The 14,538-nt window shown below is 71.6% G+C and carries 12 protein-coding genes; 7 read left to right on the top strand and 5 right to left on the bottom strand.

Features of this window, described 5'->3' with window-relative positions; all coding sequences use genetic code 11:
* The first annotated feature begins 23 nt into the window (after positions 1 to 23).
* Positions 24 to 1,049, top strand: coding sequence for a LacI family DNA-binding transcriptional regulator (locus IG54_RS0121595; protein ID WP_030786784.1), 1,026 nt, complete (start codon positions 24 to 26; stop codon positions 1,047 to 1,049).
* Positions 1,050 to 1,154: 105 nt separating this feature from the next.
* Positions 1,155 to 2,033 carry a phosphatase PAP2 family protein gene (locus IG54_RS0121590; RefSeq protein ID WP_030786780.1) on the top strand — a complete coding sequence of 293 codons (879 nt, stop codon included), beginning with the start codon at positions 1,155 to 1,157 and terminating at the stop codon, positions 2,031 to 2,033.
* On the opposite strand, the gene IG54_RS0121585 is transcribed toward IG54_RS0121590, so the two are convergent.
* Positions 2,021 to 5,023 carry a bifunctional [glutamine synthetase] adenylyltransferase/[glutamine synthetase]-adenylyl-L-tyrosine phosphorylase gene (locus IG54_RS0121585; RefSeq protein ID WP_030786777.1) on the bottom strand — a complete coding sequence of 1,001 codons (3,003 nt, stop codon included), beginning with the start codon at positions 5,021 to 5,023 and terminating at the stop codon, positions 2,021 to 2,023. The genes IG54_RS0121590 and IG54_RS0121585 overlap by 13 nt on opposite strands.
* A 98-nt stretch (positions 5,024 to 5,121) precedes the next feature.
* Between IG54_RS0121585 and IG54_RS0121580 the strand changes: the two genes are divergently transcribed.
* Positions 5,122 to 5,559: a VOC family protein gene (locus tag IG54_RS0121580; RefSeq protein ID WP_030786773.1), complete on the top strand. Its 438-nt coding sequence runs from the start codon at positions 5,122 to 5,124 to the stop codon at positions 5,557 to 5,559.
* 3 nt (positions 5,560 to 5,562) lie between these two features.
* On the opposite strand, the gene IG54_RS0121575 is transcribed toward IG54_RS0121580, so the two are convergent.
* The 4 genes from IG54_RS0121575 to IG54_RS0121560 form a co-directional block, all read right to left on the bottom strand.
* Positions 5,563 to 6,330, bottom strand: a complete 768-nt coding sequence (locus IG54_RS0121575; protein ID WP_030786770.1) for a helix-turn-helix domain-containing protein — start codon at positions 6,328 to 6,330, stop codon at positions 5,563 to 5,565.
* A 12-nt stretch (positions 6,331 to 6,342) separates the two neighbouring features.
* Positions 6,343 to 6,558 (bottom strand): hypothetical protein, encoded by a 216-nt coding sequence (locus IG54_RS0121570; RefSeq protein ID WP_158708906.1) that lies wholly within the window; start codon positions 6,556 to 6,558, stop codon positions 6,343 to 6,345.
* A gap of 294 nt (positions 6,559 to 6,852) precedes the next feature.
* Complete coding sequence (locus IG54_RS0121565) at positions 6,853 to 8,214, bottom strand: glutamine synthetase family protein (RefSeq protein ID WP_030786766.1); 1,362 nt, start codon at positions 8,212 to 8,214, stop codon at positions 6,853 to 6,855.
* Between the two features lie 256 nt (positions 8,215 to 8,470).
* Complete coding sequence (locus tag IG54_RS0121560) at positions 8,471 to 9,442, bottom strand: hydroxyacid dehydrogenase (RefSeq protein ID WP_030786764.1); 972 nt, start codon at positions 9,440 to 9,442, stop codon at positions 8,471 to 8,473.
* Positions 9,443 to 9,819: 377 nt separating this feature from the next.
* On the opposite strand from IG54_RS0121560, the gene IG54_RS0121555 reads away from it, so the two are divergent.
* The 4 genes from IG54_RS0121555 (at position 9,820) to IG54_RS0121540 (ending at position 14,420) form a co-directional block, all read left to right on the top strand.
* Entirely contained in the window at positions 9,820 to 10,674 is an 855-nt protein-coding gene (locus IG54_RS0121555) for an ABC transporter permease (protein ID WP_030786762.1), read from the top strand.
* Between the two features lie 29 nt (positions 10,675 to 10,703).
* Entirely contained in the window at positions 10,704 to 11,567 is an 864-nt protein-coding gene (locus tag IG54_RS0121550; RefSeq protein WP_030786759.1) for a carbohydrate ABC transporter permease, read from the top strand.
* A gap of 44 nt (positions 11,568 to 11,611) precedes the next feature.
* Complete coding sequence (locus tag IG54_RS0121545; RefSeq protein WP_324615423.1) at positions 11,612 to 13,261, top strand: extracellular solute-binding protein; 1,650 nt, start codon at positions 11,612 to 11,614, stop codon at positions 13,259 to 13,261.
* Between the two features lie 76 nt (positions 13,262 to 13,337).
* The gene (locus IG54_RS0121540; RefSeq protein WP_030786753.1) at positions 13,338 to 14,420 is read left to right on the top strand and encodes a LacI family DNA-binding transcriptional regulator; all 1,083 of its coding nucleotides are present in this window, start codon (positions 13,338 to 13,340) and stop codon (positions 14,418 to 14,420) included.
* Positions 14,421 to 14,538: the final 118 nt, after the last annotated feature.

The raw sequence follows: 14,538 nt of genomic DNA, 5'->3' as shown, positions 1-14,538 counted from the left end.
TGCGACCGGTACAGTCCAATCCTGTGACCGCACGGCTAGCCGACATCGCAGCCCAGGCGGGGGTCAGCGAAGCGACAGTAAGCCGCGTGCTCAACGGCAAGCCGGGCGTCGCCGCGGCCACCCGCCAATCGGTGCTCGCCGCGCTCGACGTGCTCGGCTACGAGCGCCCGGTACGGCTGCGCCGGCACAGCGCGGGCCTGGTGGGGCTGATCACGCCGGAGCTGGAGAACCCGATATTCCCCGCGCTCGCGCAGGTCATCGGGCAGGCCCTGACCCGGCAGGGGTACACACCGGTCCTCGCCACCCAGACCCCGGGGGGCTCCACCGAGGACGAGCTGACCGAGATGCTGGTGGACCGCGGGGTCGCCGGGATCATCTTCGTCTCGGGCCTGCACGCGGACACCTCGGCCGACATGCAGCGCTACGAACAGCTGCGGGCCCAGGGCGTGCCGTTCGTCCTGGTGGACGGCTTCTCGCCGAAGGTGCGGGCGCCGTTCATCTCGCCGGACGACCGCGCGGCGATGCGCCTCGCGGTCACGCACCTGGTCTCCCTCGGCCATACGCGCATCGGGCTGGCCCTCGGCCCCAAGCGGTTCGTGCCCGTGCAGCGGAAGATCGAGGGTTTCGTCCGTACGATGCAGGACCGGTTCGGCCTCTCGCCCGAGGAGATCGAGGCGGATCTCGTCCAGCACTCCCTCTACACCCTGGAGGGCGGCCAGGCCGCCGCGGCGGCGCTGATGGACCGCGGCTGCACGGCGATAGCGTGCGCCAGCGACATGATGGCGCTCGGGGCGATACGGGCGGCCCGCCAGCGCGGCCTGGAGGTGCCGGACGACGTCTCGGTGGTCGGCTTCGACGACTCCCCGCTGATCGCCTTCACCGACCCGCCCCTGACCACGGTCCGCAAGCCGGTGCCCGCGATGGGTCAGGCGGCGGTGCGCACCCTCCTGGAGGAGATCGGCGGGACCCCCGCCCCGCAGAGCGAATTCGTCTTCATGCCGGAGCTGGTGGTTCGCGGTTCAACCGCCTCGGCGCCCAGACGCCCCTAGGGGAACGTCCGTATCGCGGACTCGTCCTTCCGGTGTAGAGAATGCGGTCCGGACCCGACCAGGGGATGATCGGTCGGGGGCGGGGATCTGGCAGACTCTGTGCCTATGGGTGAGACGATCGTGACGACACTTGAGGGCCGGCAGGCCCCCGCTGATTCACCCATCGCGGACGAGGAAGACGTCCGCAGTGGGCGCGATCCGCTGCGTCGTCTGCGCCTCCCCCGCCGTGTCCCCCGCCGTCCGCGGCTGTGGTTCGAGATCCTCCTGATCGCGGTCAGTTACTGGACGTACTCGCTGATCCGCAACGCCGTGCCGGAGCAGAAGGCGCAGGCCCTGCGCAACGCCGACTGGATCTGGCGCGTCGAGCACGACCTCGGGATCGCCGTCGAGAAGAGCGTCAACCACGCCGTGGACTCGGTGACATGGCTCATCGTCGGCATGAACTACTACTACGCGACGCTGCACTTCGTGGTGACGCTCGGCGTCCTCGTCTGGCTGTTCCGGTGGCATCCGGGGCGGTACGCGGCCACGCGCCTCGTCCTCTTCGCGACGACCGGGGTGGCCCTGGTCGGCTACTACCTGTATCCACTGGCGCCGCCCCGCCTGATGAACGGCACGACCTTCATCGACACGGTCCTGGTCCACCACACATGGGGCTCGATGGCCTCCGGTGACCTGAAGAACATGTCGAACCAGTACGCGGCGATGCCGTCGATGCACATCGGCTGGTCCCTGTGGTGCGGCCTGACGATCTTCGCCCTGGCCTCGGTGCCGTGGGCCAAGGTGCTCGGTCTGCTCTACCCCGTGACGACGCTCGTGGTGATCGTCGCGACGGCCAACCACTTCTGGCTGGACGCGGTCGGCGGCATGATCTGCCTGGCCTTCGGCTTCGCGGTGGCCCGGCTCTGGTACGGGGCGCGGCCGTACGCGCTGCCGCGCGAGGTGGCGGCGGCCCGCAGGACTCCCGGGGCCTACGCCCCGTAGAACCGCTCCTCCACCACCGCCCGCGCCCTGCGCGTGATCCGGCGGTAGTCGTCCAGCATGTCGCCGACGTGCCCCGCGTCGTAGCCCAGGTACCGCCCCACCGCGGCCAGCTCCCGTCCCCCGGAGGGGAACGTGTCGCCCGCCCGGCCGCGTACCAGCATCACCGCGTTGCGCACGCGCGTCGCGAGGACCCACGCCTCGTCGAGGATCGCCGCGTCCTGGGCCGGGACCAGGCCCGCCGCGCAGGCCGCCGCGAGGGCCTCGCGGGTGCGGGTCGTGCGCAGGCCCGGTTCGGCCCAGCCGTGCTCCAGCTGGAGGAGCTGAACGGTCCACTCGACGTCGGACAGCCCGCCGCGGCCCAGCTTGGCGTGCAGGGTGGGGTCGGCGCCGCGCGGCATCCGCTCCGCCTCCATACGGGCCTTGAGGCGGCGGATCTCACGGATCGCGTCGTCGCCGAGGCCCTCGGCGGGGTAGCGCAGGGGGTCCACCAGGTCGATGAAGGCGCGGCCCAGTTCCTCGTCGCCCGCGACCGGCTCGGCGCGCAGCAGCGCCTGGGACTCCCAGACCAGGGACCAGCGGCGGTAGTAGGCCCCGTACGACCCGAGGGTGCGCACCAGCGGGCCGCTCCTGCCCTCCGGGCGCAGGTCCGCGTCGATGGCCAGCGGCGGGTCGGCGGAGGGGAGTTGGAGGAGGCGCCGCATCTCCGCGACCACCTTCGCCGCGGCCTTCGCCGCCTCCTGCTCGTCGGCGCCCTCGCGGGGCTCGTGGACGAACAGGACGTCCGCGTCCGAGCCGTAGGCCAGCTCGTGGCCGCCGAAGCGGCCCATGCCGATGACGGCGAAGCGGGTCGGCAGCGTGTCGCCCCAGCCGTCGCGGACGACCGCGCGCAGGGTGCCCGCGATCGTGGCGGCGGTGAGGTCGGAGATCGCGTCGCCCACCCGGTCCACCAGCGCGCCCGGGTCGGCCTCGGCGGGGCTGTCCTCCGTGCCGTACGAGCCGATGATGTCCCCGGCGGCGGTGCGGAACAGTTCCCGGCGGCGCACGCCGCGCGCCGCCGTCACCGCCTGCTCGGCGCCGTCCGCGCGGCGCACCGCCGCGAGGATCTCCTGCTCCAGGTGGGCACGGCCGCGCGGCACCAGACCCCGCTCGTCGCCGAGCAGGGCGACCGCCTCGGGGGCGCGCAGCAGGAGGTCGGGGGCGAGCCGTCCGGCGGACAGGACGCGGGCGAGGTTCTCGGCGGCGGCTCCCTCGTCGCGCAGCAGCCGCAGGTACCAGGGGGTCTTGCCGAGCGCGTCGGAGACCTTGCGGAAGTTCAGCAGGCCCGCGTCGGGGTCCGCGGAGTCCGCGAACCAGCCGAGCAGGACGGGCAGCAGCGTGCGCTGGATGGCCGCCTTGCGGGACACGCCCGAGGCCAGCGCCTCCAGGTGGCGCAGGGCGCCGCTCGGATCCTCGTAGCCGAGCGCGATGAGCCGTTCGCGGGCCGCCTCTGTACTCAACCGCGCCTCGCCCGGGGCGAGTTGGGCGACGGCGTCGAGCAGCGGGCGGTAGAACAGCTTCTCGTGCAGGCGGCGTACGACGGAGGTGTGCCGCTTCCAGGCGCGGCTCAGTTCGGTGATCGGCTCCGTGCGCATGCCCAGGGAGCGGCCGATGCGGCGCAGGTCGGCGTCGTCCTCGGGCACCAGGTGGGTGCGGCGCAGCTTGTACAGCTGGATGCGGTGCTCCAGGGAGCGCAGGAAGCGGTACGCGTCGTCGAGCTGGGCCGCGTCCACCCGGCCCACGTAGCCGCCCGCGCCGAGCGCGTGCAGGGCGGCGAGGGTGGAGCCGCTGCGGATCGAGGCGTCGCTGCGGCCGTGCACCAGCTGGAGCATCTGGACGGCGAACTCGACGTCCCGCAGCCCGCCGGGGCCGAGCTTCAGCTCCCGGTCGACCTCCCCCGCCGGGATGTTCTCGACGACCCTGCGGCGCATCTTCTGCACGTCGGGGACGAAGTTCTCGCGCTCGGCGGCGTGCCAGACCAGGGGCGCGAGCGTGGTGACGTACTCCTCGCCGAGCGCGAGGTCCCCCGCGACCGGGCGGGCCTTGAGCAGCGCCTGGAACTCCCAGGTCTTGGCCCAGCGCTGGTAATAGGCGAGGTGGCTGGAGAGGGTCCGCACCAGCGGGCCGTTCCTGCCCTCGGGGCGGAGGTTGGCGTCGACGGGCCAGATGGTGCCCTCGATGTTCGTCTCGGAGCAGATCCGCATCATGTGCGAGGCGAGCCGGGTCGCGGCGCGCAGCGCCTTGTCCTCGTCGGCGGCGTCGGTGCCTTCGGCGGGCTCGGCGACGAAGATGACGTCGACGTCGGAGACGTAGTTCAGCTCGTGGCCGCCGCACTTGCCCATCGCGATGACCGCGAGCCTGCACCGGGCGGCGTCGCCGGGGGCCTCGGCGCGGGCCATGGCGAGCGCCGCGCGCAGCGTCGCCGTCGCGAGGTCCGCCAGCTCGGCCGCGGCCTCGGCGACGTCGGTGGTGCCGCACACGTCACGGGCGGCGATGGCCAGCAGGCAGCGGCGGTAGGCGACGCGCAGCGAGACGGGGTCGGTGGCGTCGGCGAGGCCGCGCTCGAAGTCCGCCACGCCGGGGTGCAGGTCGGCCGACTCGTACGTGGCGAGGGCCCGCCAGTCGCGGGGGTGGCGCGCGAGGTGGTCGGCGAGCGCCTCGGACGCGCCCATCACCCCGAGCAGGCGGTCGCGCAGCGGCTTGGCGGTGACGAGGGTGTCCAGCAGTTCGCGCCGGCCGTTCTCGTCCTCCTGTGCCTCCACTAGGCGTACGAGACCGAGCAGCGCGAGATCGGGGTCGGCGGTGGCGCCCAGCGCGTCCAGGAGCAGCGGGTCGGAGCGGACGGCGCTCAGCTCCGGGGCGTCGAGGAGGCGCTCGGCGGCGGACGGGTCGGTGAAACCGTGCCGCAGCAGCCGCGTGAAGGTACTGCTCCTACGCCCTTGCGGCACCGTCATGGTCTCGCGCCTCCGTTCGATCACTGCTGGCCCGAGCCTACGGCCTCTACTCCGCGTTCCGCCCGCGTGACCCCCCTCCGGCTGATGTACTACGAGGCATGGAATACACCCTCGAAGTGATCCCGCTGCCCGTGAGCGACATCGACAGATCGATGGAGTTCTACCGCGACAAGCTCGGGTTCCATGTCGACATCGACACGGAGGTCATGCCCGGCATGCGCATCGTCCAGCTGACCCCGCCCGGGTCGGGCTGTTCCATCGCCCTCGGCGACTCGATCTGGGAGACGATGGTGGACGGCCACAGGCCGGCCCCCGGCTCCTACCAGGGCCTCCAGCTGTGCGTCGCCGACGCGAAGGCCGCGCATGCCGAGCTGGTGGCGCGCGGTCTCGAGGTCACCGAGCCGGTGCAGCACGCGCCGCAGGACGGTGGCACGTTCATGTACTTCAAGGATCCCGATGGGAACGGATGGGCCATCCAGGAGTACCGGGTGCGGGCGTCCACGCCGTTGCGGGAGGCGATCGTCAGTGCCCCGTAGTCCCTAGGTCCGGGTCGGGCGCGCGGCTTCCCCCGTGCGCTGCTTCCACGACCCCGCGAGGGCGGCGTGCGGGTAGGGGAGAAATCGGGGGTGCGTGACGGAGCCGCCCGCGGAGCCGGACGCGTTCTTGTCCCGGGCACCTCGACGGCTGGGCGCGGACGCCTGGTGCAGGCGTGCCAGACGGGTTCCTTGGCGTTCCACGTCCAGCCGTCGCCGGGCGCGGCGCCAGGCACCGCGCCATCGCTCCACCTCGACGCCGTCGGTCACATCGCACACCCGCAGGAACGCCATGAGCCGCGCGAGGTCGAGCATGGACCTGCCCGCCAGCATCCGCAGGACCGTGCTGTGCGGCAGCTCTCCGTGCCGGCCGGCCCGGCGTTCCATCTCGGCGACGGGCATCGCCCCTGCCTTGTAGTAAAGCTCCTGGAGCGCGTGGTTCAACCCGTCACGGTCGTACACCCGGTCCGGCCTCGGCACGCCCGCCCCGGGATTCCTCCGCCGGTGCTCGGCGTAGCGCGCGGCCTGCCACAGCCGCCGCGCCTCGCCGACCGGCGCCCCGCAGGCGCGGGCGTACGCCTCCACGACCGGGAGGCGGGGAATGCGGTGCCCGCTCGCGGCCCGGGAGAAGGTGGAGGCGGAGAAGGCGTGCCCGGACCTTTGCACCAGGTCCCGGTGGGTCAGGCCTGCCGTTCGGCGTCGTGTACGCAGCCACCGCGCAAGCCGCACCAGCTCCGGGTCGGAGCCGGCGATCGGCCGCTCTGGACGTGCCATGACCGGCCTCGGTCACAGTCCTTCGGCCGCGCTCGGAGCGCGGCGGGCCAGCTGGGCGCCGATGAGACCACAGGTCGCCAGGACCTCGGCCACGACGACGACGGGCATGTCGGTGAGCGCCAGCGCGGCGCCCAGCAGCAGGACCACGATGACGATGACGGTCCGGTGGCCGTCCGGGCGGGCGGGGGGCTGGGGTGCGACGCAGGCCGGACGCCTTGGCGAGTGCATGAGGTACCTCTGGTTCTCGACGGTCCAACTGGGCGCCGGGAGGCGCCCGTTGCCCATGGTGGCACCAGATCCCGAGGCCCTCGCGGCGTTGATGCACCGCCGCCCCACTCGCACGGCTCCCCCGCGCTTGCGCCGCGCTTGACGCCGCTCACCGGAACGGCTCCACCGGCCCGGTGCTACCTGCACGGACGGAGAACGCCCGAACATGCGTACCGTTCGGCGGAGCCGGTTGATGCAGCCACAACCCTCGTGACCAGAAAAATTGGTACCCCCCGGGGACACCGGGGAGCCGCCTCACAGCACCGGCAGGTTCTTCCGCAGCTCGAAGGCCGTGACCTCGGAGCGGTACTCCTCCCACTCCTGCTTCTTGTTCCGCAGGAAGAAGTCGTACACGTGCTCGCCGAGCGTCTCGGCGACCAGTTCCGACTTCTCCATCAGGGCGATCGCCTCGCCGAGGTTCTGCGGCAGCGGCTCGATGCCCATCGCGCGCCGCTCGGCGTCGGAGAGGGCCCACACGTCGTCGTCGGCGCCCGGCGGAAGCTCGTATCCCTCCTCGATGCCCTTGAGGCCGGCCGCGAGCAGGACCGCGTACGTCAGGTACGGGTTCGCGCCCGAGTCGATCGAGCGGACCTCGACGCGCGCCGAGCCCGTCTTGCCCGGCTTGTACATCGGCACGCGGATCAGGGCCGAGCGGTTGTTGTGGCCCCAGCAGATGTACGAGGGTGCCTCGCCGCCCGCGCCCGCCGTGCGCTCGGAGCCGCCCCAGATGCGCTTGTAGGAGTTCACCCACTGGTTGGTGACCGCCGAGATCTCCGCGGCGTGCCGCAGCAGGCCCGCGATGAAGGAGCGGCCGACCTTGGAGAGCTGGTACTCGGCGCCGGACTCGTAGAACGCGTTGCGGTCGCCCTCGAAGAGGGAGAGATGGGTGTGCATGCCCGAGCCGGGGTGCTCGGAGAAGGGCTTCGGCATGAAGGTGGCCTGGACGCCCTGTTCGAGCGCGACCTGCTTCATGACCAGGCGGAACGTCATGATGTTGTCGGCCGTGGAGAGCGCGTCCGCGTAGCGGAGGTCGATCTCCTGCTGACCGGGGGCGCCCTCGTGGTGGCTGAATTCGACCGAGATGCCCATGGATTCGAGCATCGTGATGGCCTGGCGGCGGAAGTCCATGCCCACGTTCTGCGGGGTGTGGTCGAAGTAGCCGGAGTTGTCGGCGGGCGTCGGCCGTGAGCCGTCCAGCGGCTTGTCCTTCAGGAGGAAGAACTCGATCTCGGGGTGGGTGTAGAAGGTGAAGCCCAGGTCGGAGGTCTTGGCGAGGGCCCGCTTCAGGACGTAGCGGGGGTCCGCGAAGGACGGGGAGCCGTCGGGCATCAGGATGTCGCAGAACATGCGGGCGGTACCGGGGGCCTCCGCGCGCCAGGGCAGCACCTGGAACGTCGACGGGTCCGGCTTGGCGATCATGTCCGACTCGTACACCCGGGCGAATCCTTCGATCGCCGAGCCGTCGAAGCCGATGCCCTCGTCGAACGCCTGCTCCAGTTCGGCCGGGGCCACGGCCACCGACTTCAGGAAGCCGAGGACGTCCGTGAACCACAGGCGTACGAACCGGATGTCGCGCTCCTCCAACGTACGGAGCACGAATTCCTGCTGCTTGTCCATCTTCCGCTTCCACCCATCCTTGCTGGTCAGGCCGCCTGCTCCCGCGCCACGGGACGGCTCGGGCACACGAGCATCCCATCACCCGGTTTCGAACGCGTTGCGGACGGCGCGTGCCCCTCTGTGCCCATAGTGCCTGCTGATCGGCTCCTCTGTAACAGCGGGCCGCTCGCGCCGTGCTCGCGGACGCGGCCGCGGGTGCCGTGCGGGTGGGCCGGCGTCACGGATGCCCCCGGCAGGGCTCCGGCATGAGGCGGCTTCAGGCCAGGCGGGGCAGGTCCCGCGCGTGGAGGCGGCCGCGCAGGGGCGCCCCGGACACGTAACGCTCGACCTCGGCGACCGCGTACTCCCCGAGCCGCCGCACCTCGCTCCCCTGCGCCCCCGCGATGTGCGGGGTGAGCAGCACATTGGGGAGGCCGAGGAGCGGGTGTCCCGCCGGCAGCGGCTCGGGGTCGGTGACGTCCAGGAACGCGTCGAGGCGGCCGGCCGCGCACTCCCGGGCCAGCGCCTCCGTGTCCACCAGCGCCCCCCGTGCCGTGTTGATGACGGTCCCGCCGTCCGGGATCAGCCGCAACATGGCCTCGCCGAGGAGGCCGATCGTCTCCGGGAGTTGGGGCGCGTGGACGGTGACGATGGTGCTGCGCGCGCAGAGTTCGGGGAGGTCGACCAGTTCCGCGCCGAGCGCCGTCGCCTCGGCGGGCGTCACATAGGGGTCCGCGAGCAGCACCTCGTACCCCGCGTCGGACGCGTGGAGGGCCGCGATGACCCCTCGGCCGATGCGGGACGCCCCGATGACCCCGACGGTGCGCGCGTCGGCCCCGGTGCGCTCGGCGAACGGCGGCCACCCGGCCGCGTACCCGGCGGCCGTCCGCAACGCCCCCTTCGCGGCGAACGTGATCGCCGCGACCGTGAACGCCACCACCGGCCCCGCGTTGGCGTCCGCCGCCGAGGAGACGACGATGTCCCGCTCCCACACCGCCTCGGTCACGATCTGCTTGACCGAGCCCGCCGCGTGCACGACCGCCCGCAGGCGGGGGGCGAGGGCGAGGACCTCGGGTGTCAGCGGGGGGCACTCCCAGCCCGTGATCAGGATCTCCGTCCCGGCGAGGACCGCGCGGGACTCCGGGGCGGTGAGGGGGCCGGACAGGACCGTGGGCGCCGGACGCACGCACGCGGCGAGCCGTTCGCGCAGGTCCGGTACGAAGACCCGGTCCGCGACCTCGGCGCCCATCGCCAGGGCCGCGACCGGCCGGCCGTCGGCTCGCTCCGCCTGCTCGGCCCGTTCCGTCCGCTCCGCCTGCTCTGCCACGCGTGACCGTCCCTTGTAGTAACCGGTTACTCCCCAGTGACTGGAGGCTAGGACCAACCCGCGAAGGGGGTCAAGGGATCGCCTGGCAAAGGGGGTTGACCGAGCACAGTAACCGCTTTAGATTCCGGGCACCTTATTCCGACGACGGAGGGGTTGCCGTGCCGACGGTGACGAAAGACCGGGCGGAATCCGAGGCGGTGAGGCCGCCCGGCAGGCACGATATCGGGTCAAGTGGCAGGAAATCAGGCCATGGCGAGCGCTGGAAGCGGTTACAGCGCACCCGCTTCCTGGTCCTGCTCATGGTCCCGGGGCTCGCGTACTTCCTGGTCTTCCACTACGGCGCCTTCATCGCCAACGCGGTGGCCTTCAAGGAGTACGTCCCCTTCGACGGCCTCTGGGCCAGCCCCTGGGTCGGCACCGCGAACTTCGAGCGGATGTTCGGCGATCCGGACTTCTGGCACGCCACGTGGAACACGCTGTTCATCGCCGTGCTCCAGCTCGTCTTCTTCTTCCCGGCGCCCCTCGCCCTCGCCCTGCTCCTGCACAGCCTGACCTCGGACCTGCTGCGCCGCTTCACACAGTCGGTGATCTATCTGCCGCACTTCCTGTCGTGGGTCGTCGTGGTCGCCCTCTTCCAGCAAGTGCTCGGCGACACCGGCCTGTTGAACACCACGCTCAGCGACGCCGGGCTGCACACCGTCGACATCATCGGCAACCCGGACGCGTACCGGCCGCTGGTCGTGATCGAGGTGATCTGGAAGGACGCGGGCTGGGGGACGATCATCTTCCTCGCCGCGCTCATGCAGGTCGACGAGCAGTTGTACGAGGCGTCGGCCATCGACGGCGCCGGGCCCTGGCGGCGCTTCTGGCACGTCACGCTGCCCAGCATCCGGCCCATCATCATCCTGCTGCTGATCATGCGGCTCGGCGACATCCTCTCCGTCGGCTTCGAACAGATGCTGCTGCAACGGCAGTCGGTCGGCCCGGAGGTCGGCGAGGTCCTCGACACCTTCGTCTTCTGGCAGGGCATCGTCGGCGGCGACACCGGATACGCGGCGGCCGCCGGCCTGTTCAAGGGCGTCGTCGGCGCGGCGCTCGTCTTCACCGCCAACCGGGTCGCCCACCGGCTCGGCGAGCAGGGGGTCTACAAGTGAGCGCCCGTCATGTCACCAGGCCCGCCTGGATGGAGAAGCCCCGGTTCGCCACGAAGGCCGCCAAGGCCGTCGCGGTGGTGGTCGTGCTCGGGCTCGTCCTGATCCCCTTCCTCGTCATCGTCTCGACCTCGCTCGCCGCCAACCGGGAGGTCGTGGACAACGGCGGCTGGGTGCTGTGGCCGAGCGATCCGACGCTGCGCGCCTACCGGACCATCCTGGAGGGCGGCATCGTCACCAAGGCGCTCGGCGTGAGCGTCGGCCTCACCGTCGCGGGCACGCTCCTCTCCCTCGCGTGCACCACCTTCCTCGCCTACGCCCTCGCCCGCCCCGGCGTCTTCGGCGGCAGGCCGGTCCTGCTGCTCATCCTCTTCACGTTCCTCTTCCCACCCGGCATGATCCCCGCGTTCCTGCTGGTCAAGGGCGCGGGAATGATGGATACGTATGCGGCGCTCATCGCCCCCGTCCTCATCAACGTCTTCAATCTGATCGTGCTGCGCGGCTTCTTCCAGGGCATACCGGAGGAGCTGTACGAGGCGGCGCGGCTCGACGGCGCGGGTGACTGGCACATCCTGTGGCGGATCGCGCTCCCGCTCTCCAAGGCGGCGCTCGCCGTGGTCTCCCTCTTCTACGCCGTCAGCTACTGGAACGCCTGGTTCCATGCCTCGATCTACATGGAGTCGGACCACTGGCCGCTCTCCCAGGTCCTTCGTACGTACGTCATCGGCGGCTCCCAGATCGCCGATACCGGGCTGAGCGAGGCCGGCCAGGTCTCCGCCCCGCAGACGACCCAGATGGCCGTCCTGGTGATCGCCACCGTGCCGATCCTGCTCGTCTACCCCTTCCTCCAGAGGTACTTCACCAAGGGCGTGCTCACCGGCGCCATCAAGAGCTGACCCCGCTCCCGTACGCGTATCCGTCGTCCAGAAGGGACCTTCACGTGTCCGGATCCTCGATGTCGCGGCGCACCCTGCTCCGCTCCATAGCCGTCGGCGGCGCCGCCCTGGCCGCCCCGTCCGTCCTCACCGCCTGCTCGACCGGCTCCGGCGGCGGCAGCGTCTCCAACGCGGGCAAGAAGGCGGTTCCCTGGCCCGCGTACAAGCCCGCCGAGGGGCCCGCTCCCGATCTCGCGCCGAGTGCCGAGGGCGTGCAGGCCGGATACACGACGTATCCCGGGAAGCTCGTCCGGGCGACGGCCGAGAAGCCGGGCAACGGCAGGCAGCGGATCAGGGTCATGACCATCACCTACGGCACCCCGCCGAAGCCGGTCGGCCGCAACGAGTACTGGCAGGCGGTGAACGAGGCGCTGGGCGTGGAGATCGAGTTCACCGTCGTGCCCGACGCGGACTTCCGCGCCAAGATGTCCACGCTGATGTCGGGCGACGACCTCCCCGACATGATCAACTTCGGTGGCGGGTACGTCCTTCCGCGCGAATCCCAGTTCGTGAAGTCGCGGTGCGCCGACCTGAGCGACCATCTGTCGGGCGACGCCGTCAAGGACTACCCGAACCTCGCCAACATCCCCACGTACGCCTGGGAGGGCATGGGCCGCATCGCCGGGCGCATCTACGGACTGCCCGTCGAGCGCGCCAAGGTGCAGGGCGCGATGTTCATCAACCGCGAGGCCTTCGACAAGGCCGGATACCGGCCCGGTATGTCCGCGTCCGACTTCCGCGCGATGGCCGAGGAGGCCTCGCGGGGCAAGAAGTACGCGCTCGGCGCCTCCACGGTGGGCTTCTTCGGCTACCTCTACCACGCCATGTGGCACGGCGCCCCCAACCAGTGGCGGATCAAGGACGGCAAGGCCATCGACATGTACGGGACCGACGTGTTCAAGGCCGCGCTGGAGTACATGGCCGAGCTGCGCCGGGACGGCTCGTACAACCCCGACGCCACCTCGATCTCCCAGGTCGACCTGAAGACGCAGTTCTACAACGGGACCGTCCGCTCCATGACGGACGGCTGGGGCGCCGTCATCTCCAACGCCCAGGGCATCAAGGACGAGTTCACCCTGGACGTCGCCGAGCCCTACGCGGTCGACGGCGTCACCCCCGTCTACCAGCAGAACCGCGGCTGCTTCGGCTACACCGTCATCAAGAAGGCCGCCAAGGAACGCGTCGAGCTGATGCTGCGCGTACTGAACTGGCTGGCCTCGCCGTTCGGTTCGAAGGAGTACGAGCTGACGCACTACGGAGTCGAGGGCACCCACTTCCGGTACGACAAGGCGGGCGACCCGGTCGCCACCGAGCTGGGCCTGGTCGACTCGCGCACCAACCTGCCCTTCCCCTACCTCATGGACGCCCCGCAGCCGCTGTACTACGCCGGTTTCCCCGACCTCACCGAGCGGCTGCACGCCTGGCAGCGGAAGGTCGTGCCGATGCTGGTGCCCGACGACCACTGGGGCCTGATGTCGGACACGTACAACCGGCAGAGCGCCACGATGGACCAGATCATCACGGACGGCGTCACCGCGGTCGTCGCCGGGCGCAAGAAGCTCTCCGACTGGGACGGCATCTACAAGAAGTGGCGCTCCCAGGGCGGCGAGCGGTCCGCCGAGGAGTTCCTCGAGGAGTACGAGGCCGCGCACTGAACCGGCGCCGGGCGCGGGATGATGGGCCCCGGTGTGCCGGGTGGGTGCCGGGCGGGTGCTAGGCGAGGGAGAGACAGTGGGCGAGCGGGTCACCATCCGTGATGTGGCCGCGCGCGCGGGGGTGTCGGTGGCGACCGTCTCGCGGGTCCTCGCGGGCAACTACCCGACGTCGACGGCGTCGCGGGCCAAGGTGCTGCGGGCGGTCAAGGACCTGGACTACGTCGCCAACGCGCACGCGCGCGCGTTGGCGGGCGCCGGGCGCAAGACGATCGCGGTGCTCATGTACGACGTGGTCGGGGCGTTCTACGCGCAGGTCGCGCAGGGCGTGGAGATGGAGGCCGCCCAGCACGGCCGCCTCACCCTCGTCTCGTCGACCGGCAGCGATCCCGCCCGGGAGCTGGCCCTGGTCCAGATGATGCGCGAGCAGGCGGCGGAGGCCGTGGTGCTCGTGGGCGGCGTCACGCAGGACGACGAGTACCGGCAGCGGATGGCCCGCTACGCGGAGGTCCTCGCGGCGGCGGGCTCCCGGCTCGTCCTGTGCGGCCGGCCCGCCCCGGCGCCCGACGTGCCCGCGCTGGTCGTCGAGTACGACAACGAAGCGGGCGCCCACGCCGTGACCAGCCACCTCCTGGGCGCCGGACACCGGCGGATCGCGCTCCTCGGCTACCAGCCGGGCAACACGACCGGCGAGGACCGCCTGGCCGGCTACCTCCGGGCGCTCGCCGACCACGGGGTGCCGCGCGCCGACGCCGTGCTGCACGGGGTCGGCTTCGGGCAGAACCACGGCTACCGCGCGATGCGGGACCTGCTCGACGCGGCGGACGGGAAGCCGGAGTTCACGGCGGTCTTCGCGGGGGACGACCGGGCGGCCGCGGCGGCGGTCGTCGCGTTGCGGGAGTACGGGTTGCGGGTGCCGGAGGACATGTCGGTCGTCGGCTACAACGACGATCCCGTGGCCGGGGACATCACGCCCGGTCTCACGACCGTGCACATCCCCGCCGAGGAGATGGGCCGCACGGCGGTGCGGCGCGCTCTCTCCGGTGCCTCGGGGGCGGGGCAGGAGCGGCATGTCCTGGGCACGCACATAGTCATCCGCGACAGCGTCCGGCCGCTCCGGGGGGGTTCACCGGCGGGTGGGGCCGGGGGGTCCTTCGACTGACGTCGGGGGTGAGGCGCCGACAAACCGGCCCCGGTCCCAGCGCTGTCCCGCGCCGAGCCGGCCGGTCCTCCCGGCGGGCGGCCCGTTCGAGCCGCCGCTCCGCGGCGATGTCTCCCAC

The sequence above is a fragment of the Streptomyces sp. NRRL S-920 genome (assembly GCF_000717945.1).
In the GTDB taxonomy this organism is placed as follows: domain Bacteria; phylum Actinomycetota; class Actinomycetes; order Streptomycetales; family Streptomycetaceae; genus Streptomyces; species Streptomyces alboniger.
This window is presented reverse-complemented; position numbering and strand designations above follow the sequence as displayed.